Below are 19,857 nucleotides of genomic sequence, written 5' to 3' on the forward strand. Positions count from 1 at the left end.
CAAATCAATAAGCCCCTCGCTATTTGAAACATACTATGTATCAAATACAAACGAGGGGCATTGTAATAACCAAACTAGCTTTTAGCGCGGTAATTTCAGAAAATCAGTATTACGCAAATAATGCTTTCCAGCAGTAATATCGTATTGTATTAAGCGATAGTCATGAAGAAGTTGACGTGACTTCTTATCCATCTTAGACAAAATCATAGGATTACCATCGTTATCCAAATAAATTGATTGTCCCTCAGGAATTCTATCCCAGCCTTGAATAGTATTTACAACAGGAGGCTCCATAGCGCTCACATGCTCATGTAAACAAGTTAAGAAAGCAAGATACGGAGAAACTTTAGCGTTCATATGTAAAGCAGCCTGAGAAATAAAGAAGTTAGGCGAAGAATACTTATTAGTATGATCTACATCTTTATTTGTATTAGAATGCTCTACATTTTTGTTTGAAGATTTTTTCTCACTACGCTCTTTACGCTCCAAAGCAACCTTATTTGACCAAATAAAATAATCAGTCAAATGCAAAGACAATGAATTCTTTTCATCTGAACTTGCAGTGCCGTAAATTCCTGGTAAATGGTCACCATAAAACATAACAGTAATAGGCTTATTTAGTTTATCTAAACTCTTCAAAAACGCTTGCGTTGCCTCATCAGTGTGTTGTACACCCTTAGCATACGTTTCAATAGAAGTTTTTTCATCATCACCAAGATTAGCGGCACCATCTTTAGAAGACGCTTCGAATTCATTATTCGCATACCAATCCCTATAAGGCATATGGTTTTGCATAGTAACAATTTGTACGAACCTAGGTTGCTTATGCTCTTTAATCTTTTCTAACGCACTCTTATATGCTGATGCGTCAGAAACATACGGTGATTTATCTATAACATCACGGTGAGCAATAACATCAGGTCCTTGCAATGCGTAAAACTTACTAAATCCAAACTTTTTGTAATTAGTAGCACGCAAATACATGCTCGGCTCATACGGGTGGAAAGCTATAGATTTAATAGAATTACTAGAATCATCCCAATATTGATTAATAGTTGGAGACCATTGAGCATTAGGAACCAACTGCTGATACGGACTCGTCATTGAAGGATCAAAATTAGCCATGCTCAAACCAGTTAAAGACATGTACTCTAGATTTGCAGTACCGCCACCATAACCAGAAGAAAGCATCAAACCACTATCCGTATGCTTCTTTAAATTGCTAATAAATGGTATTGGATTCTTGTTCAACTTCAAACCAGGAACACGAGTAGGATCAGAGAACGATTCAGACAAGATAAGAATAAAAGTATTATCGTTCATATTTGTTGTACGAGAACGATTTATACGTTTAGCTTCATCGTTATAACGCTTGTATACAGCCTTCATAGTTTCTTCACTGTAATCAGCCGGCCTATCCATAATTTTAGGATTTACATTACGCAAAAATGCCACAATAGCACCATTGCGTTGAGCGTCATAAACAGAATCCCACATAGCAGGACTGTCACCAAGCATTTTAGAAAAAACATTAGCCGAAGAGTCAACTGTGCCAACGCCGCCAATATACCAGCTTAAATTCCCTATTAAAATCAACGCAATTGCAACACGAATACCAGCAGAATAACGCCAATCTTTAAATCGCACAATCTTTCCATGATTTGTATCAAATATGTGTAAGCAAACAGTTGTAACTAAAAGCAAAATAAAAACGCCTAAAGCAACACCAATGACCATAGGAGCATTATCTGGCAAAAATGAAGCGACATTACCAGTGTTACTTTTTAAAAAGTTTAAGTCCGCAGGAAGAATAGTTTCATAACGAACATTTACTTTCATATATTCAATAACAGCAATAAGCAATGAAACACTTAGAATTATTGCACTTGATATCCAAAATCGGTTACTAATCAAAAGAATTAAACCGTATATCATCGCAACAACGAGCGCACTAAGAACAATAACAAAATTAAGCTCTCTCCAAGTTTTAGTTATTAATCCCCAACGTCCACCAGACATTGCAGAAGTCATCTCAACTCTTCCAGCGCGCTGCACACCCATTTGCACAATAATTACCGACATGCCGTCAATAACAAAGAAAAGAAATGCATACAGCCAATACGGAACTTTCAAGCGCAAAAATGACTTCATACTATCCTCAATAAATCACACACGTACTAATTATTACTAATAATGTGCAAGTCTACTTATTGCTATCGTCATAACTTTTTAACAATGCATTGAAACAAGAAAAATAGCAATTTTAATACTTAGGACTGATTACAATATATGTTTCGATATTTATTATTTAAATAGAATAAATAATAAAAAATAAAACAAATATTGAGGAAAATTTCAGATACTAGCATTACATTACTAGGTTGGGCAATTACTGTGCGTATATGTCGCTTAGATTAGTAACTGGTACGCAAATTAGACTAGAAAGTATAGGAGTCAAACATGCTGCAATTGGCAAAAGTGAGTCTTTTGCAAGGATGGCTACCAGTAAGCCTTTTTAGCGTAAATGGTATTTCTTTAGTCTTGTTGCTTTTTATGAAAACAAAACGCGGCAAGAAAATGTTCCACTTACTAATACAACTTGCAATAGGTGTCATAACATTTTTTGTCGGTGGAATAATTGCTTGGCTTATTTCTGACGTGTTTCTTGTATTCGAAGTAAGTCTTGGATGGCTCGTTATTTTTTCTATTGCATGCGGCTTCGGGCTTATAGGTTTTGCAGCAACAGCATTTGTTTTCTTACACAAATGGAGAAAATTAGTTGCAGTAATAGCTATTATCTTGACGTTAGCAAGCACAGCCCTTCATGTAGACATGATTTATGGGGAATACACGACAATAGGTTCAATATTTGGAATGGGCGGTTTTCCAAAACTAGAAGTTAATAAGCAAAAATCCGCATCCTCTAGTATTAAACAATGGAGAGAGTTAGCAGCACAACAAAAACTGCCAAAACTGCCTAAAAAAGGTATTGTTCGTTCAGTTTATATCCCTAACACTGCTTCACATTTCAATGCCAGAATAGCAAACGTATACTTGCCACCTGCTGCACTTGTTAAAAAACCACCAAAACTGCCAGTTATGGTCATGTTTGCAGGACAACCTGGTAGCCCTAATCACTTTTTTGCAGCAAGCGATATTGCAAATACTTTAGACAATTACGCGAAAAATCACTACGGTCTTGCACCTATTGTTGTAGCCCCTGACCAAAATGGTGAATCTTCGCATAATTCTCTGTGTGCGGATACACATGTGTTCGGCAAAGCAGAAACATATTTAATTAATGATGTTCCTAAATGGATACGCAAACATTTGCCAGTAAGCAAAGATCCTAAAATGTGGCTTATGGGCGGCTTCTCACAAGGAGGCACTTGCTCAACGCAACTAGTTCCATCTCACCCTGATATATTTGGAAACATTTTTTCTGCCGGAGGGGAACTAGAACCAACATATAAGAATCGCCAAGAAACAATTAATCATTATTTCAATGGAAACACATCAGAATATGAGCGACATATACCTAGAGTGATAATGCGTAAAAATGCTCCTTTGAAACAAAATTATTACGCTATTGCGGGCTCATGGGATACTAAATCTCAAGCGAATCAGGCAACCATCGCACTAAGCGCACATCGCGCTGGAATGAATGTTATAACCATGCTTTCTCAAGGCAATGGTCATGATTGGCACACAGTAAAAGCTGGATTAAAAATAGCAATTGATCAATTCTGCAAAAAAACAGGTATTTCAAGCACTGCACCAAAACTTAATACCTACCAAAATGTACAAATTCTTATCAACCAGCAAGTGAATCGAGACTAATATGATGCTGTCTTTCTTTCATAAACGTTGTAAGAAAAATGATTCTGATTCTAAACATTCAGCAATTCGGCATACAAAAATATTGATGCACGATTTCATAACCTGGATGCAACATAAAGTTTTTGCATTAACGCTTACATGCATTTTTATTGTTATAAATTGCATACACTGGCTCGTATTAGCACTTATGCATTTTTATACTTATGGCACAAGCGCTACTCTTGCACAATTGTTTATGCGACATCATCATTCAAAAGGTCCAAGCCTATTCTTCGGGCACGGAAACGTCACAGAGCTGCTGATAAAAGTGTGCCATTCGCTTATTTTCGTAAATAATATGCCATCTCTTATGGTTAATTGTTTACTTGTTGCCGTACTTATTGGCGTTGCAGAAACTCGTATAAGTAGACTTAATATTATTTATATTGCAATATTTAGCACACTTGTTGGCATAATTGTAGGATTAACAATCATAGGTAATCTTTCAATCATTATTCGAAACATGCATTGGATTACCAAGATTCCTATTCGACTATCTCCATTCACACTGTTTATTGGCGCTTTTATGGCTTCTGCATCTTACGAATCTATTTTGTGGCGCAGAAGAACTTTAGTAATTGGATACGCTACTACTTCAGCAATGCTTCTTTATAGTGGAAATCCAGGCGATTATTGCACTATTATTGCAGCCCTTACAGGACACATCATCGGCAATATTATGAGCAAAACAAAAGGCGTTAGACGAAGTGTAAACTGGTGGGAAGGTACAGATTACGAAATTCGTAGGCTTTTTGCAGTAGCTCAGAGCATTATTGCATTAGGTCCAGTGTTGGCATTATCTTCACGCTCTCACGCAGGAATTCTTACTACTCTTGGTTTGTTTATGTCACCGCAACTAGGCTCTAAGACATGGCTTACGCGATGCATGACAAATTACAGCACAAATAATTGTTTTCTTCATTCAGGTCTACATCACGCTGCAATTGGCGAATTATGGATTCGCATTCTATTACCAAGCATCACACTGATGATTATTGCGTGGGGAATGTTACGAGGGCGTAGACTAGCTGCATTAACTTCTATATTTATAAACGCACTGACTGTGCTATATGCAGGAATGTATTTCACTGTTTTGCCTTTAATTGCCACAAAACAAAATATTTTGGAACATCAACATAATGCTGTTGCTGTTGCTTTTATGCTTACCGCTCTCCCACCATTATTGCTTACTATTTTGTTGATAATTAATTTAAAGCATTTTTCTGTTCATACGAGCAAACTACAGGCACGTTTGGGACTAATAGCAATTTTTATAGCATTGTATATAACTGGTGCTGGATATGTTGCTTTTGGTCTTATGATACCTGAAGAATTTACTCCATCTGCTGATATTTACCACTTATTGCGAGATTTACCAGGGCGCTGGATGCCTATGGGATTTGGAAACAGATCTAACGCAATGCTTCGCACTGAAACACCCCTATCTTCTTTACTAGCACAAAGCGTGGGCGTGATATTCTGGACAATATTGTTTATTGTCTGCTTTACGTGGTTCCGCAGCAGCATCTCTACAAACGAAAACGATAGAAAAAAAGCAAGCTCATTAGTAGAACTTGGTGGAAACACAATGAGCTTTATGACAACTTGGGCGAATAACCATTATTGGTTCTCTCAAAGCGGGCAATCTGCAATTGCCTATAGACTAAATTACGGTATTGCGCTCACTCTTACAGAACCTTTTGGAGATGAAAAAGAGTATTCACAAGATATTCGAGGATTTATTAAATTCTGCGAACAAAATTCGTGGTCTCCAGCATTCTATGCTGTGCACGATAAAACGCGTCAAGAACTAGAAAAACTTGGATTTACTTCTATTAAAGTCGGAACAGACATGCTAGTAGACCCTAATACTTGGCAGACGCGAGGGAAAAAATGGCAAGATATTCGTACAGCTATAAACAAAGCAAAACGAGATGGAATTGCCGACGTACTTACAACTTATAACGAAGCCTCTTGGGACGTACGGCAACAAATTGTAGAAATTTCAGAAGAATGGGCAGAGTTAAAAGCTCTTCCAGAAATGAAATTTACTCTCGGAGGACTTGACGAACTTCAAGATAGCCGCGTCAAAATTTTATACGCTATTAATGAAGACGGCAGGGTACTTGGAGTAACAAGCTGGATGCCAACGTATAGAAATAATCGAATTATTGGTTGGACACTTGATTTTATGCGTCACCGCACAGATAGTCCTAATGGGATTATGGAATTATTAATTGCTAGAATGGCAGAACGTTTAAGAGATGAAGGATTAGAAAACCCAGACTGTTCTGTAGAATTTATGAGCCTTTCTGCAGCACCTCTAGCTGGCATAAACGAAGACATATTGAACGAAAATGGTCAAAAATCTTCTAACGTTATTAATCATGCGCTAGAAATGATGTCTGACATTTTGGAACCAGCTTATGGGTTCAAATCGCTATATTTCTTCAAGAAAAAATTCCAGCCATCCGCAAGTTCCGTATATGTTTGCTATATGGATTCTGCAAAATTAGCTCAGATTTCACTAGCTGTAACTCACGCCTATTTACCGGAAGCTAATCCTAAACAAATACTAGAAATGGTAAAATCGTTGCGACCAAAAAGCAATGAAGCGAACAAATAATTTGTTAAGTTTTAGATAAACTTCGGCGAGTTCTCCCTAGTGTTGCGTAAAGTAACAAGTGCACGTCAGGGAGGTTCATCGTGTCAGAAGTAAAGCCAACCGTCGCTGTCGTAATGGGATCCTCAAGTGATTGGGAAACCATGCGTCATGCTTGTGAAATTCTAGATAAATTCCAAGTTCCGTATATGAAACGAGTTATTTCCGCACATCGTACACCGGAATTAATGGCAGATTTTGCGCATAATGCTCGCTCAAACGGTTTCCACATTATTATTGCTGGAGCCGGTGGAGCCGCCCACTTGCCTGGCATGATTGCGGCACAAACCACGCTTCCTGTTATTGGAGTGCCAGTACGCTCGCATGCGCTATCAGGCTGGGATTCATTGCTTTCAATAGTACAAATGCCAGGAGGTATTCCTGTTGCAACTACTGCAGTTGGAAACTCTGGTGCGACAAATGCTGGATTGCTTGCTGTAAGCATTCTAAGTACAACTGATAATCGTCTTGCTAAAGAACTAGCAGAATATCGCAATGAACTAAAAGAAAAAGTCGAGGAATCAAATGCCAACCTTATCTGAAGTAACTAATGGTGCTGTTGAACGTTTAATGCCAGGATCCACTATTGGAATTATTGGCGGCGGCCAGTTAGGGCGCATGATGGCTATTGCAGCTCGCCATATGGGTTTTCGTATTGGTGTTCTTGACCCTACGCTTGACTGCCCTGTGTTCCAAGTAGCAGATTTGCAGGTTGAAGCTAATTACGACGATCCTGAAGGCTTACGTGAGCTTGCTGAACGTTGCGATGTATTAACTTACGAATTTGAAAATGTTAACGCAGACGCACTTGATAAAGTTCGTCATTTAACCGCAATCCCACAAGGAACTGACCTGTTACGCGTAACTCAAGATCGCGTCAGTGAAAAAACGTTCATTAATAGTCATAAAATCGAAACAGCTCCGTGGCGTGAAGTAAATAATTTGGACGACTTAGATGCTGCTATTGACGAAATAGGCTTGCCAGCAATTCTTAAAACTCGTCGCGGCGGCTACGACGGTCATGGTCAAGATGTTTTGCGCACAGAAGAAGACGTTGCTAACATTCACCATCGCTCGGATCGCGGAGGAAAATTCCCTCCTTCAATTCTCGAGGGTTTCGTCGATTTTGCTTTTGAAGCATCAATCCTGGTTTCTGGAAATGGTAAGGATTTCGTAACTTATCCTCTAGTAAAAAACGTGCATCACAATAGTATTTTGCACATGACTTTAGCTCCTGCAGTAGTTGATCCTGAAGTTGAAAAAACAGCTCACGAATTAGCTTTGCGCTTAGCTAAAGGATTCGAACTAGCAGGAACATTAGGAATCGAGCTTTTCATCACTAAAGATAATCGCGTAGTAGTAAACGAACTTGCTCCTCGCCCTCACAATTCCGGGCATTATACGATTGAAGCTTGCGATATGGATCAATTTGAAGCACATATTCGCGGTATTGTTGGTTGGCCTTTAAAGAAGCCTAAGCTACTTTCCCCTGCTGTTATGGTAAATGTTCTTGGGCAACATGTGGCTCCTACACGTTCGCTGATTTTGGAACATCCAGAATGGCATATACATGATTATGGAAAAGCTGAAGTTCGTAAGAATCGCAAAATGGGTCATATTACTGTGCTATGCGATAATCCTGTTGACGCTGCTGCAGCATTAGATGCAACAGGCTGCTGGGACGACGAGCTAGACTAAAAACGACGAAAGGATGCGAAATGTCTAGTGAGCCTATGCGTAGACATACAAAACAAAAAGAAATAGTACTCTCCTACTTACGCGAGTCTCGTAATTTTGTTTCTGCACAAGATTTGCACCGAATACTCGCCAAAGACGGGGAGATTATTGGCTTAGCAACAGTGTATCGTCAACTTAATTCTTTAACTCAAAGCGGCGAAGTAGATACCGTGCGCTTTAATGGACAGCAATTATTCCGTATTTGCGATGAAAATACTCATCACCATCATTTAGTGTGCGAACGTTGCGGAAAAACCGTCGACATTGAGCCACCTGACGACGAAGGATGGATTCATAAAGTAGCTGAATCTCACGGGTACACTGTGGTGGATCATACGCTAGAAGTATTTGGCTTATGCGAAAGCTGCCGCGAAGAAGATAAGTAACCTGTACGCGTCTTAAAGACGCGTACAGACCTCGCTTGCGTTGAAAGCACACAGTGCTTTCAACCATAAGCAAGCTCGGCACTCTGAAAAATCTTGAAATACACTATGCTATTTCAAGATTTCATCGTGCCCCCGACGCGACTCGAACGCGCAACCAACGGATTAGAAGGCCGTTGCTCTATCCTTTGAGCTACAGAGGCAAACAAATGGTTATTATACCAAAAAACTGTTATCAACGCGCCATAAAATTATAAATATCAAACGTTTATATAAAAATTGTTATTCAATAATCCACGCAAGTGACATCAACACTGCAAGGAAGAACACATTGACAATAGTATACGTGAGCAAATAACGCCCACGGTAATGCGAATACTGGTGTGTAATTCCCTTATAAGAAATAAGCGAAGCCATAGAAGCAATCAAAGTACCCATTCCACCAAGATTCGTGCCAATAATAAGAAGCTTCCACTGATCACAGAATCCAGAAAGCAGAATCGTCGTTGGTACATTACTAATAAATTGGCTTGAAGCAATAGAAACTTCCATCGGATGCGCACCAACCCACATTTGCGCAAGATCGCTAAATCCAGAAACTCGGCGCATATTGCCAATAAAAACAAAGAACATAATAAACGTGAGTGGCAAAGCCCAATCTAAAACACGGAATACGTGGCGGTCGCAAACAAGAAAAGCTGCAACCATAATAAGCACCATAATCCAGTCAGGAATCCATCCACTAACACCACACAAGCAAACGACAAACAGCAAACTATAAACAGTAACACGCCAGCGAGTAAAACTCATACCATAGCCCATAACACGAATTTCATCAGGCTGCGGATGGCCATGCGAAGGAGCCAACACGCTTTGCTCAATGTCGTCACCATGCAAACCTGCAAACTGGTCAACTGTGCGCGACTTAAAGAATACGAATGCAAACACGATCATCAACAGTGCTGCTGTAATCGTATAAGGAGCCATAATCTTCAAAAAATCTTGCGTAGACATATGAGTCAACGCCTTTAAATACAGATTGTGAGCATTGCCAATAGGAGTGAGCATACTTCCAACATTGGCACCAATGGTCATAAGCGTAATTACAAGAATTGACTGCTTTTCAGCATTCGCCATTACGAGCACAGATAGCGCAAAAGGCACAAAAGTAACCAAAGCAACGTCGTTCGTGATCCACATTGCTGAAAAGAATGTTAACGACATAAGCACGAGCACCAAGCCGCGCTCAGTGCGCACATGCCTTAGCAAACGCGCACCAATAGATCGAAACACACCAATGCGCTGGAATCCGCACACAACCATCATAAGACACACTAATTGCGAAATAGTGTTGACATGAATATAACTCAAATATTGCGGATCTGGAGGTACAAAAAAACAAGAAATAACCGCTAAAATTGCGGCAACAATAAGAATGGTTTCACACTTGACCAGATTCAACAGCCAGCGCTTCATCATTCCTCCGTAACGCAATAGACACAATGGTTCTATTGTACTAGAAACCCAGTCCTACAATCGGGTTAAATTCCCGACAAAATCGTTGCAATAACAATAAATTAGCAACTATTAATAGCGTGATTTAGCCTAAAGTAGCTAACACAAAATTCCGCCCTTTTTTATGACACGCGCATTGCAAAAATTGCGTTTAAAGACAAGATTGCGTATATCATATTAAAACAAAGAATTTGTTGTCTACACAAGAAGCGAATTATGGCAGAAATAAACAAAACAGAAGATCAGAAGCTTGAACAAAAACTTGCTCGTCAAAAGCATCTTCGTGAAAACCACAAGCGCAATACTGCAGATTTAGTTGTTGAATGCTTGGTAAACGAAGGCGTTGAAGTAGTATTCGGTATTCCAGGTGAGGAAAATATTCCGCTTCTTGAAGCAATTGAGCGCGATGGACGAATTCGTTTTGTGCTTACTCGCCACGAGCAGGGCGCTGGTTTTATGGCAGCAACATACGCTCATATTACTGGAAAACCGGGCGTATGCTTGGCAACTCTAGGTCCTGGCGCATTGAATTTAACGCTTCCTGTAGCTCAAGCAAACGCAAGCACTACACCGCTTGTAGCGATTTGCGCACAAGGTAATGTTTCTAGGCTTTATAAGGAATCTCACCAAATTATTGATTTGGTTGCGCTCTTCCAGCCAATTACGCAATGGTCTTCTATGATGCTTGCTCCAGAATCTGCGCCGGAAATGGTTCGAAAAGCTTTCTCTATTGCCGGTCGCAACCGTCCGGGAGCCACGTGCCTTGTTATTCCGGAAGATATTAGCGAAATGCCAGCACCTGACAACGCAAAGCCTCTTCCACTTCCGCATCCGCTGCATATTATGCCAGCGCCGGACACTATTGAAGAAGCTGCGAAAATTATTAGTCAAGCAAAGCAACCTATTATTTTGGCTGGAAACGGCGTTGCGCGCTCTCACGCTGAGGCTCAGCTTCTTGCTTTTGCTGAGCAGCTTAATGTGCCAGTTGCAACTACTTTCGAAGGTAAGGGCGTTTTCCCAGATAATCATCCGAATGCACTTGGCGTAGTCGGCTTCATGCATCGCGATTACGAGAACTTCGCGTTTGATACTGCTGATTTGATTATTGCTGTCGGCTTCTCAATTCAGCAGTTCGACCCGAAGAAAATCAACCCAAATATTGATAAAACTATTATTCACATCAATACTTTTGTGGAAGATACCGACGCGCACTACCCTACTGCGCTGAATATTATGGCGAATATTGGCCAAACGCTTAAAACTCTTACAGAAGTATTAAAGACACGCAATATCACTTTCGACGTAAGCCACCCACGTATTCGACAACTGCTTACGGAAGAATTACATTCTTGCGAAAACGACGAAAGCATGCCAATGAAACCGCAGCGCGTAGTTTACGATATTCGCCGCGCTGTTCCTGAAGGCACGAAGGTTCTTGTAGATACAGGCGCCCTTAAAATGTGGATGGCACGATTGTACCCAACTATGCACCCGAATACTTGCATAATCGACAACAGTCTTTCAACTATGGCTTGGACACTTCCGGGAGCTGTTGGAGCTTCGTTTATTCGCGATAATTCCGGCAAAATTAACACGAAACCGGTTTTGGCTGTGATGGGCGACGGAAGCTTTATGATGAACGTGCAGGAAATTGAAACTGCAGTGCGCGTTGGCAGCCGAATGGTAGTTCTTGTTTGGGAAGATAACGCTTATGGCTTAATTAAGTGGAAGATGGAACTTCATGCAGGCGAGCACGAATACGTTGATTTCCATAATCCGGATGTGCCAAAACTAGCTGAAAGCTTTGGCGCGCGCGGTCATGCTGTTAAAAAGCCGGAGGATTTGTACAACATGCTGCGTGAAGCACTGGATCAGAAAAACGGTGTCGATGTGATTTCCTGCCCAGTTGATTACAGCGAGAATATGAAGCTTATTGAAAAACTCGGCGATATTGACTTTAGTAACTAAAATATATTTATACTGAAAAAATATACGCATTAATTTATACGCATTAAATATAAATACGACCGAGAAAGTTTGTGAACAACCATAAACAAACCCGGTCGTATTTAAATGTTATTTCAATATAGAAAGCATGTTGGTAAAAATAAATTTTGCTAATCTACAACATGCAAAGTACGATAAATGTAATTTTTATATTTTTCGGGATTAAGCCTACTACATATTTCAACATTCGGAGTTTTACCAGAGAAGAAATTAGCATCAACAAGAACTGAGCCATAACTTGGTCCAGGAGTTGCATCAACTTGGCAATAATATTTTGTGCACTCGCTTATACATTCAGGATATAACGCAGCGGCAACAGCAGATGGATCAGCCATATCTAGATAAGCATCCCCAAAACGGCTAACATTCATTTCCATTAATTCCCTATTACAATCAATGACAAACTTACCGAGTTCTCCACTTTTGCGAATATTAGCAATTTCTTGTGGATTCAGCATACATTCTCCCAAGCATGCGTCCCATCCAACAAACATAATATTTTTAAGACCAGAATCAACTAATATCTTTGCAGCTTCTGCATCTTGCCAAATATTAAATTCTGCTACAGGAGAAACATTTCCACGACCTAAACCAGCAGATCCCATAACGACTATGCGACCAACTTTTTTCATCGCTTCATAATCAACCTTAATAGCTAGAGCAATGTTAGTTAATGGTCCTAATGCAATAATATCTATTTCACCATCTTCACTGTTTCTCAAAGTTTCAATCATTTTCAAAACAGCATTACCATTACTTTCTTTCAAACGATGAGGAACTAGACCAATATCACCCATTCCATCTCTACCATGAGTTTCATGAGCATAAGCCAAATCGCGTAACAGCATGCTTCTGCTTCCTTTATATACAGGTGGCTCATATGAACCAGCATGCTCGATAGTAGTAAGCGTATTAATAGTCGCTTGTTCCATGCACACGTTTCCTGATACAGTGCAAAACATTAATATCTCATATCTAGGATCATTTAAAGCCATGGCGATTGCCATAGCATCATCCGAACCACAATCTGTATCTATTATTATTTTCTTTTTAGAATAAATTCCTTTATTTTCCATAAACTCTCAACATCCTATCAATTAATAGAAACTGTAGTTTCAGATGTAACTAACTTTAGCGTGCAGCTGAAGCAACACATACTGCAAGCATTATAAAACCAAATGTTATTTATATACGCAAGCGCGTATATGCCGTATATATGTCATATACTCGCGAAAATTTATCAAAAACACTAAATATTAATTTACAAACTTTATAAAGGTATCTTATAATCCATGAAAAGATTATATTTGTAGTAATAAAATAGGAGGTAGTTGCATGAAACAGATAATTAAATCATTCAAGGAAGAATTTACTACTGCTGCAGTTGTCACAATACCATTATGTGTTGCTATTAATTATATTTCTGGCACTATAGCTGGCGTACTAAAACTACCTATCTTCCTTGATACTATAGGCACTTTATTTGCATGCATGGTTTTTGGACCACTTGTAGGAATAATAACTGGAATGCTATCTTCAATAGTTTCATCAATCACTATGCCAACCATGCTTCCATTTATAGTGGTCAATATTGCTCTGGCCTTATGCGCTGGCATTCTAGCAAAACATAAAATGTTTTCAAATTATATGAAAATTTTTATTTCTTCAATAATCATGGCAATAGTATCCATTATTATTGCGGCACCGATAGTAGTAATAGTATTTAGCGGGTTTACTGGCGGAGGATCATCTATGATAGCGGGTTTAATAACTGCATCTGGAGTGAATATTTGGATTTCTGTATTCTCTGCTGAAGGATTCTTTACTTGGGCTGATAGAATATTAACAATCATTATATGTTTAAGCGTTATAAAATGCTTGCCCAATAAATTACTGCTTCTTTTCCCATTAGGTTCACTTTACTTAAAAAATTCAGATTCTGAATAGTAAAAATTAAATCGAGTCTACTATATACAGACAAAGATAAAAGTAATTATGCACATGCATTATATAGATACTATTAATCAAGTAAAAAATACAAATACGTTTGTAACGCTGTATCCTACAACAAAATTTATATTGACCATATATTTGATAATAGTAGACATTATATTAAATACTTTTTCATTCACATTATACTATTTACGACTTTTATTGTTCCCCTATTTTCTTGCTCTACTTATTCTGATGATTCTATGCGGAATAAAAAAGAATGGATATAAACTTGTAGCAAGTATAGCCATGTTCTCATTATTTGTTGCAATATTTCAAGTTGCTTTCTATAGACAAGGAAATGCAATATTAAATCTTAATTTTTTGCAAATTACAGATACAGCATTGTCTAATTCTATAACGCTTGGAATGAATACCTTAAACATATCAACTATAGTCATATGGTTTTTCCAAATAACTGATATAGAAGATATTACAATATCTTTAAGCAAACTTGGGATGAGCAATAAAATATGTTTCATAATACTTTCTACTTTCCAAACTATTGATTATTTACAAATGCAAATTAAAGCAATCATAATCTCGCAAAAAAGTCGTGGAATAAACTTTAATGGAAATTTAATACGTAGAATTGGCACATTTACTTCGATTTTGCTTCCAGCATTTATTACTTCACTAATAAACATAGAGCAGCGCATAATGATGCTTGATTCAAGAAATTTTTTTAGTTCAGAAAAAAAGACATATATTAAACAGGTTAATCATAATGGTCACGAAAAATTAGTACTAGCAATAGGAACAATTACACTAGTTTTTCTTATTCTAGGAAGAGTAATTTATGGTTATCTCATATAATATTTGCGATTTTTCATACACTTATCCACTTACTTCAAAACCAGCTTTAAGTAACATAACAATACAGATAGAATCAGGGAAAATATATGGAGTAATTGGAGCTAACGCTTCAGGTAAATCAAGTCTATGCTTATCTCTTAAGGGTTATATTCCTCATTTCTATAAGGGAGAATATTCTGGAAAAATACTATTAAACAACACGATTGATTTAGCAAAATCTAATGAAAGTGGCAGCATAGGCTTTGTATTTAGCGATCCTTTTTCACAATTAAGTCATATTAAAAAAACCGTATTTGAAGAAATTGCATTCAGCTTAGAAAATCGCAACACCCCTACTCAACAAATAGAGAGTCGAGTTACACAAGTTATGCAATTACTTAACATAGAACAGCTTGCGCTTCAAAACCCACTAAGCCTATCTGGCGGGCAAATTCAACGCGTTGCAATCGCTTGCGTTATAGTGAATAATCCAGAAATACTAATTCTTGACGAACCTACTCTACAACTTGATCCAAAAGAAACTAAGAATATTTATAATTTTCTACAAAAATACAAAGATGAAGGACATACTGTAATAATTAGTGAACAAGATACAAATTTGTTAGCAGAATATGCAGATAATATTATTGTTCTTCAAAATGGTTTTATAACCCATTATGGGAATAAATATGATGTTTTTTATGATGAAACCTTCCCTTCTGACTGTATTGATATTCCAGAAGTCGTCAAAATTGTAAAAAAGTTACGTAATTTTGATATTCAAATAACGCCTAACATAACAGATATAAGCAAATTAATAGTTTTATTGAAGGAGAAATGCAATGAGCACCGCAATTAAATTGGACGATGTAAGTTTTCAATATCCTTCAAATGAAAAAATAAAAAATAAGAACAATAATAAACAAGAAAAATCATGCAAAATTCTAAAACACGTAAATGTAGAATTCGAAAGTGGTGAAGTATGCGCAATAATAGGTAGCAATGGAGCAGGGAAAAGCACTTTAGCCAGAATAATAGACAATTTATTACAGCCAACTTCTGGTGACATAACTATCGAAGGAAAACAATATAAAACATTAAAGCAACACGATATTACATCACTCGTTGGTTATATTTTTCAGAATCCAAATGATCAAATTTTTAACAGCACTGTGCATAAAGAGATTACATATGGGATAAAGAATATAAACAATGATCTTTACCGTCGCGTTGTGAATCTTACTGGTTTAAACGATAAAGAAAATACAAACCCATTTAATTTGTCATTCTCTGAAAGAAAATTTATTAACATTGCATCTGCACTGCTAAGAGAACCACATATTATTATTATGGATGAAGTGACTGGCGGGTTGGATAAGCTACAAAAAATGCGACTTGTAAAAATACTTAATTATTTACATACGATAAATGTAACAGTATTATTTATTACCCATGACATGGAATTCGCATACAAAAATTGTCAAAATGCTCTCATACTTGATAATGGAAATGTGCTATACAAAGGGAGCATCGAATCTGCATTTCAGAATGTAGAAATAGTAAGACGCGCGCATATTGACCAACCAATCATAGTGCAGATAATGAATGCGCTCGAAATTAACTATATAAATACAGATAATCCTATATGTGCTTTAGCTAAATATATTGCAAATCGCAATAATCATTAATGTATGTGCAATCACAAGTATCAAAATATAAACAAAAAATATCAATATTAAGATGCAATGTGAATGCGCAATGAGCATAGCTGAAAAGGATGTAATTCTATATTTAACACGTCATTATTCTTGTGCAAAGCTACAGGCATACCGTGCAACACGGGCATTTCCATAAGATCCACTTCTTCAATCGAAGCCGCACGCAAGATTTTATTGAGTTTTATTTGCCCACTTGCGCAGCCACCACATGGCTCGTAAATACGCAAAATTATATCTCCAGAACAATCGTCAGCTAGCTTAACCCAATCTAATGCAATTAGACCTGAGTTTCTATGAATCGTAAACAGCGGATCTACATCTGGAAGCTTATCAATAATTGGCGAATTCAAAAAATCAGCTATACTTAGCACTGAATCCATATTTGCATCAGCAATAAATGACCAAGTAAATTCATGCTTACCTTGATCCGTATTTGGATCTGGGTAAAGAGGCGCAGAAAGCAAAGATAATCTGAGCATAGTTCCACAAGATGAAACATAATCGCCAATAGGAGCAGCATCAGCGCCATAAGTAGACGAATTCGCAACTGCAACAGCATAAGAGGAATCTTCTATACGAACAAACCTATGCGTGCATGATTCAAATTTTGCGTCATCACTACGAGTATTTTTTACTATTGGACGTTCAACTAAACCATATTGACACTCATATTGCGCATTATTTGAACATATAGATGTTGGCATATCTACTTTCAAAAATTGCTCTTTAGCTTTCCAATCAACTTGTGCATGGAAATCAAGTCGTTTAACACATGGCTCTAAAATTATATTTGTTTTAATCTTTATATCTTTTTTACATGCCAAGATTTCAACAGACACACCGCCCGATAAAAGTTCTTTAACATCAGCAATTGAGGAATCATCAATCTTACGATTCCTCATAAATGCATCTCTATCAACATCCCACGCATCCCATTGATACGGCTCATCTTTTAGTATCTCGTATTGCGCCATGCGATAACCAGATGGAATTAGCTCGCGATTAAATTTAATATCTTTAACAGAAGATACTGTGCCATCGCGTTCAATAATCACACTTAAAACACTATTATTAAGAATTATTCCACCATCATTTTTGTGTTTTACAGTTGTTTTATTATTTTTACCGCTTTCATTGCATTGATATAAATTCCAAGCGACCTCATTTTTACCTGTATAAGTCAATAACTTTACATTTTCACGCATACTAATCGCGCTAATAGTGCCAGTCGCACTGTTAGCTTTTACAATCGCATGAGCAATATCTGAGATAATCTTACGTAAACAAGAAATATCTCTAGCATATTCTTCTCTAGCTTGCCTATGAACCCATGCAATAGCAGAGCCTGGAAGAATATCGTGGAACTGGTTCAGTAATAAAGTCTTCCAAATTCTAGTAAGCTCATTGCTATTAAAACGGTATTCTGGCGCATAAACTCGAGCTAAAACAACAAGATATTCAGCTACGCGCAACAATGATTCCTCCATGCGGCAATAGCGCTTCATATCTTGCTGAGAAGTAAGAGTTTTCCTATGCAACTCTAGATAAAGCTCACCTTTAAACACTGGTGTATTACCATTTGAATCGTCAACAATATCTTTTCGTATTTTTTCAAACAACTCATCAGGAGTGCCGAAATCAACTCTAGGAGCACCCTCTAAATTACAATCACGCCTAATACGAGCAGTCATTTCGCGAGTAGGTCCGCCACCGCCATCGCCAAAACCGTATAACAATATTGCGTGATCAGATAAATCTTTATCCAAAAAATTGCGTTGAGAATAAACTAACTCATGCATGCTCACAGCTGAAGCATAAGTATTAGATGGAGGAAAATGAGCTAAAATCCTAGAACCGTCTATTCCTTCCCAAAGGAATGAATGATGCGGGAATTTAGTGGTATCGTTCCAAGAAATCTTTTGAGTTAAAAACCAATCAAATCCAGCGCGGCGAGCAAGTTGAGGCAATGCTCCAGTATAGCCAAAACTGTCTGGGAGCCAAATGCCATGAGGTTCAACACCAAGATGCTCCTTAAAATAGCGCTTACCAAAAGTCATTTGGCGAATTAAAGATTCACCGCATGGCATCATTACATCGGACTCAACCCACATACCACCGACAGGTATAAAACGTCCTTCCTTAATCCTATTTTTCATACGCTCAAACAAATCGGGATGCTCGTTTTCTAGCCACTCGTATTGTTGAGCAGAACTCATAGCATAAGTAAAATCAGGATCCTCATCCATAAGAGCTAAAACGTTAGATATTGTGCGTGCAACCTTTCTATGAGTCTCGCGCACAGGCCATTGCCAAGCAGAATCAATATGAGCATGCCCGACAGCCGTATGCTTTATAGAGCTTGCTGCAGCAGGGCAACTTAATACATTAAACAACTCTTTACGAGCATTTTGAACAGTAGAAAAATCATGCTCATCATATGCGTTTAAGGAGAGCTGTAAAGCTTTAGCTAATTTCCAATAACGCGGATTATCATCATTTAATTCGCGCATCAAAGAACTTACAGTCTCAAGATCTATATAATAATCAAAAATATTGCGATTAAAAACGGTAACGTCAACATACTTCAACATATATTGGCATTCGGTTTTTCCAGTAGCACAATCTCCTAAATCAGTAGGAGAAAATGGAGCAGATCCTTCAACAAATGGATTGTCTGCAGCTTCTAAATATAAAGTAAAATTACCATTTTCATCAATACTAACAGAACGATTATTATGTTCATCAATCAATGGAACCCAATGATTACAAGGGTTTACAGCTTTGATAACTCTTCCATCGAGATTATATACTAATCCTTCAGCTTGAAAACCAGGAAAAAGATTGCTAATCCAACCTAAATCAACATTTAGCTCAACTTTGCGCCCTTTTACCTTTGAAAAATCAATCGACCCTGTAACTTCAAACCATGTTGTACCCCAAGTTGTTCCCCAAACACCTGGAACATTAAATGAGCTAAACACAATATCGTTTCTTTTTAGCTTAGAAAAGAATTCGTTAGAAGAAATAGGTTCTCCAGCAATCTCATATGCTCGAATTTTACAGTGCGATAAAACAATATTTATATACGGATATAGGCGTTGTTGCATAACTCTTGTACAGCGATTCAACTGCTGCTCAGGTAATAAAAACATTGTTTCTACACTTCTTT

At 37.8% G+C, this 19,857-nt stretch carries 14 protein-coding genes and 1 tRNA gene; 10 read left to right on the top strand and 5 right to left on the bottom strand.

The features are described from left to right. Positions 1-81: 81 nt before the first annotated feature. Positions 82-2,151 carry an LTA synthase family protein gene (locus HXT44_RS05305; RefSeq protein WP_410311097.1) on the bottom strand — a complete coding sequence of 690 codons (2,070 nt, stop codon included), beginning with the start codon at positions 2,149-2,151 and terminating at the stop codon, positions 82-84. A gap of 309 nt (positions 2,152-2,460) precedes the next feature. Between HXT44_RS05305 and HXT44_RS05310 the strand changes: the two genes are divergently transcribed. The 5 genes from HXT44_RS05310 to HXT44_RS05330 all read left to right on the top strand — a co-directional run bounded on the left by HXT44_RS05310 (position 2,461) and on the right by HXT44_RS05330 (position 8,664). After that, entirely contained in the window at positions 2,461-3,840 is a 1,380-nt protein-coding gene (locus HXT44_RS05310) for an alpha/beta hydrolase (RefSeq protein ID WP_421779380.1), read from the top strand. Between the two features lies 1 nt (position 3,841). Then, complete coding sequence (locus HXT44_RS05315) at positions 3,842-6,505, top strand: bifunctional lysylphosphatidylglycerol flippase/synthetase MprF (protein WP_410309270.1); 2,664 nt, start codon at positions 3,842-3,844, stop codon at positions 6,503-6,505. Between the two features lie 113 nt (positions 6,506-6,618). Next, positions 6,619-7,083 carry a 5-(carboxyamino)imidazole ribonucleotide mutase gene (purE, locus tag HXT44_RS05320; protein WP_004108375.1) on the top strand — a complete coding sequence of 155 codons (465 nt, stop codon included), beginning with the start codon at positions 6,619-6,621 and terminating at the stop codon, positions 7,081-7,083. Then, complete coding sequence (purK, locus tag HXT44_RS05325; protein WP_004108378.1) at positions 7,067-8,239, top strand: 5-(carboxyamino)imidazole ribonucleotide synthase; 1,173 nt, start codon at positions 7,067-7,069, stop codon at positions 8,237-8,239. The genes purE and purK overlap by 17 nt, the downstream gene beginning before the upstream one ends. 20 nt (positions 8,240-8,259) lie before the next feature. Then, the gene (locus tag HXT44_RS05330) at positions 8,260-8,664 is read left to right on the top strand and encodes a Fur family transcriptional regulator (RefSeq protein WP_004106002.1); all 405 of its coding nucleotides are present in this window, start codon (positions 8,260-8,262) and stop codon (positions 8,662-8,664) included. 127 nt (positions 8,665-8,791) lie between these two features. Here HXT44_RS05330 and HXT44_RS05335 read toward each other — a convergent pair. Both HXT44_RS05335 and HXT44_RS05340 read right to left on the bottom strand, forming a co-directional pair. Beyond that, positions 8,792-8,864 (bottom strand) — tRNA-Arg (locus HXT44_RS05335). A 79-nt stretch (positions 8,865-8,943) separates the two neighbouring features. Then, on the bottom strand, positions 8,944-10,137 hold the full coding sequence (locus tag HXT44_RS05340; protein WP_102703190.1) for an SLC13 family permease: 1,194 nt from the start codon (positions 10,135-10,137) through the stop codon (positions 8,944-8,946). Between the two features lie 255 nt (positions 10,138-10,392). Here HXT44_RS05340 and HXT44_RS05345 point away from each other — a divergent pair, with 255 nt between their 5' ends. Further along, positions 10,393-12,144 carry an acetolactate synthase large subunit gene (locus tag HXT44_RS05345; protein ID WP_174182542.1) on the top strand — a complete coding sequence of 584 codons (1,752 nt, stop codon included), beginning with the start codon at positions 10,393-10,395 and terminating at the stop codon, positions 12,142-12,144. A 149-nt stretch (positions 12,145-12,293) separates the two neighbouring features. Here HXT44_RS05345 and HXT44_RS05350 read toward each other — a convergent pair whose 3' ends face one another. Next, complete coding sequence (locus HXT44_RS05350) at positions 12,294-13,259, bottom strand: nucleoside hydrolase (RefSeq protein ID WP_012914360.1); 966 nt, start codon at positions 13,257-13,259, stop codon at positions 12,294-12,296. Between the two features lie 259 nt (positions 13,260-13,518). Between HXT44_RS05350 and HXT44_RS05355 the strand changes: the two genes are divergently transcribed. From HXT44_RS05355 to HXT44_RS05370, 4 genes are read left to right on the top strand one after another with little or no spacing between them, the layout of a single operon-like run. Beyond that, positions 13,519-14,130, top strand: coding sequence for an ECF transporter S component (locus tag HXT44_RS05355; protein ID WP_012914361.1), 612 nt, complete (start codon positions 13,519-13,521; stop codon positions 14,128-14,130). 54 nt (positions 14,131-14,184) lie between these two features. Further along, a complete protein-coding gene (locus HXT44_RS05360) occupies positions 14,185-14,991 on the top strand; it encodes an energy-coupling factor transporter transmembrane component T (RefSeq protein WP_012914362.1) in 807 nt (268 codons plus the stop codon). Beyond that, complete coding sequence (locus HXT44_RS05365; protein WP_174182541.1) at positions 14,975-15,829, top strand: ATP-binding cassette domain-containing protein; 855 nt, start codon at positions 14,975-14,977, stop codon at positions 15,827-15,829. Before HXT44_RS05360 ends, HXT44_RS05365 begins: the two co-directional genes overlap by 17 nt. Beyond that, positions 15,813-16,658, top strand: coding sequence for an energy-coupling factor ABC transporter ATP-binding protein (locus tag HXT44_RS05370; protein WP_119522537.1), 846 nt, complete (start codon positions 15,813-15,815; stop codon positions 16,656-16,658). The genes HXT44_RS05365 and HXT44_RS05370 overlap by 17 nt, the downstream gene beginning before the upstream one ends. A gap of 47 nt (positions 16,659-16,705) precedes the next feature. Here the strand turns inward: HXT44_RS05370 and HXT44_RS05375 are convergent, their stop codons facing one another. Further along, the gene (locus HXT44_RS05375; protein WP_162863112.1) at positions 16,706-19,840 is read right to left on the bottom strand and encodes an alpha-mannosidase; all 3,135 of its coding nucleotides are present in this window, start codon (positions 19,838-19,840) and stop codon (positions 16,706-16,708) included. Positions 19,841-19,857 lie beyond the last annotated feature (17 nt).

Source organism: Gardnerella sp. DNF01198P (genome assembly GCF_049244165.1).
GTDB lineage: Bacteria > Actinomycetota > Actinomycetes > Actinomycetales > Bifidobacteriaceae > Bifidobacterium > Bifidobacterium swidsinskii.

Bases quoted from the DNA above. Each gene is read 5' to 3' on its own strand.
- HXT44_RS05305 (WP_410311097.1), bottom strand. From the start codon at position 2,151: ATGAAGTCATTTTTGCGCTTGAAAGTTCCGTATTGGCTGTATGCATTT.
- HXT44_RS05310 (WP_421779380.1), top strand. From the start codon at position 2,461: ATGCTGCAATTGGCAAAAGTGAGTCTTTTGCAAGGATGGCTACCAGTA.
- HXT44_RS05315 (WP_410309270.1), top strand. From the start codon at position 3,842: ATGATGCTGTCTTTCTTTCATAAACGTTGTAAGAAAAATGATTCTGAT.
- purE (WP_004108375.1), top strand. From the start codon at position 6,619: ATGGGATCCTCAAGTGATTGGGAAACCATGCGTCATGCTTGTGAAATT.
- purK (WP_004108378.1), top strand. From the start codon at position 7,067: ATGCCAACCTTATCTGAAGTAACTAATGGTGCTGTTGAACGTTTAATG.
- HXT44_RS05330 (WP_004106002.1), top strand. From the start codon at position 8,260: ATGTCTAGTGAGCCTATGCGTAGACATACAAAACAAAAAGAAATAGTA.
- HXT44_RS05340 (WP_102703190.1), bottom strand. From the start codon at position 10,137: ATGAAGCGCTGGCTGTTGAATCTGGTCAAGTGTGAAACCATTCTTATT.
- HXT44_RS05345 (WP_174182542.1), top strand. From the start codon at position 10,393: ATGGCAGAAATAAACAAAACAGAAGATCAGAAGCTTGAACAAAAACTT.
- HXT44_RS05350 (WP_012914360.1), bottom strand. From the start codon at position 13,259: ATGGAAAATAAAGGAATTTATTCTAAAAAGAAAATAATAATAGATACA.
- HXT44_RS05355 (WP_012914361.1), top strand. From the start codon at position 13,519: ATGAAACAGATAATTAAATCATTCAAGGAAGAATTTACTACTGCTGCA.
- HXT44_RS05360 (WP_012914362.1), top strand. From the start codon at position 14,185: ATGCATTATATAGATACTATTAATCAAGTAAAAAATACAAATACGTTT.
- HXT44_RS05365 (WP_174182541.1), top strand. From the start codon at position 14,975: ATGGTTATCTCATATAATATTTGCGATTTTTCATACACTTATCCACTT.
- HXT44_RS05370 (WP_119522537.1), top strand. From the start codon at position 15,813: ATGAGCACCGCAATTAAATTGGACGATGTAAGTTTTCAATATCCTTCA.
- HXT44_RS05375 (WP_162863112.1), bottom strand. From the start codon at position 19,840: ATGTTTTTATTACCTGAGCAGCAGTTGAATCGCTGTACAAGAGTTATG.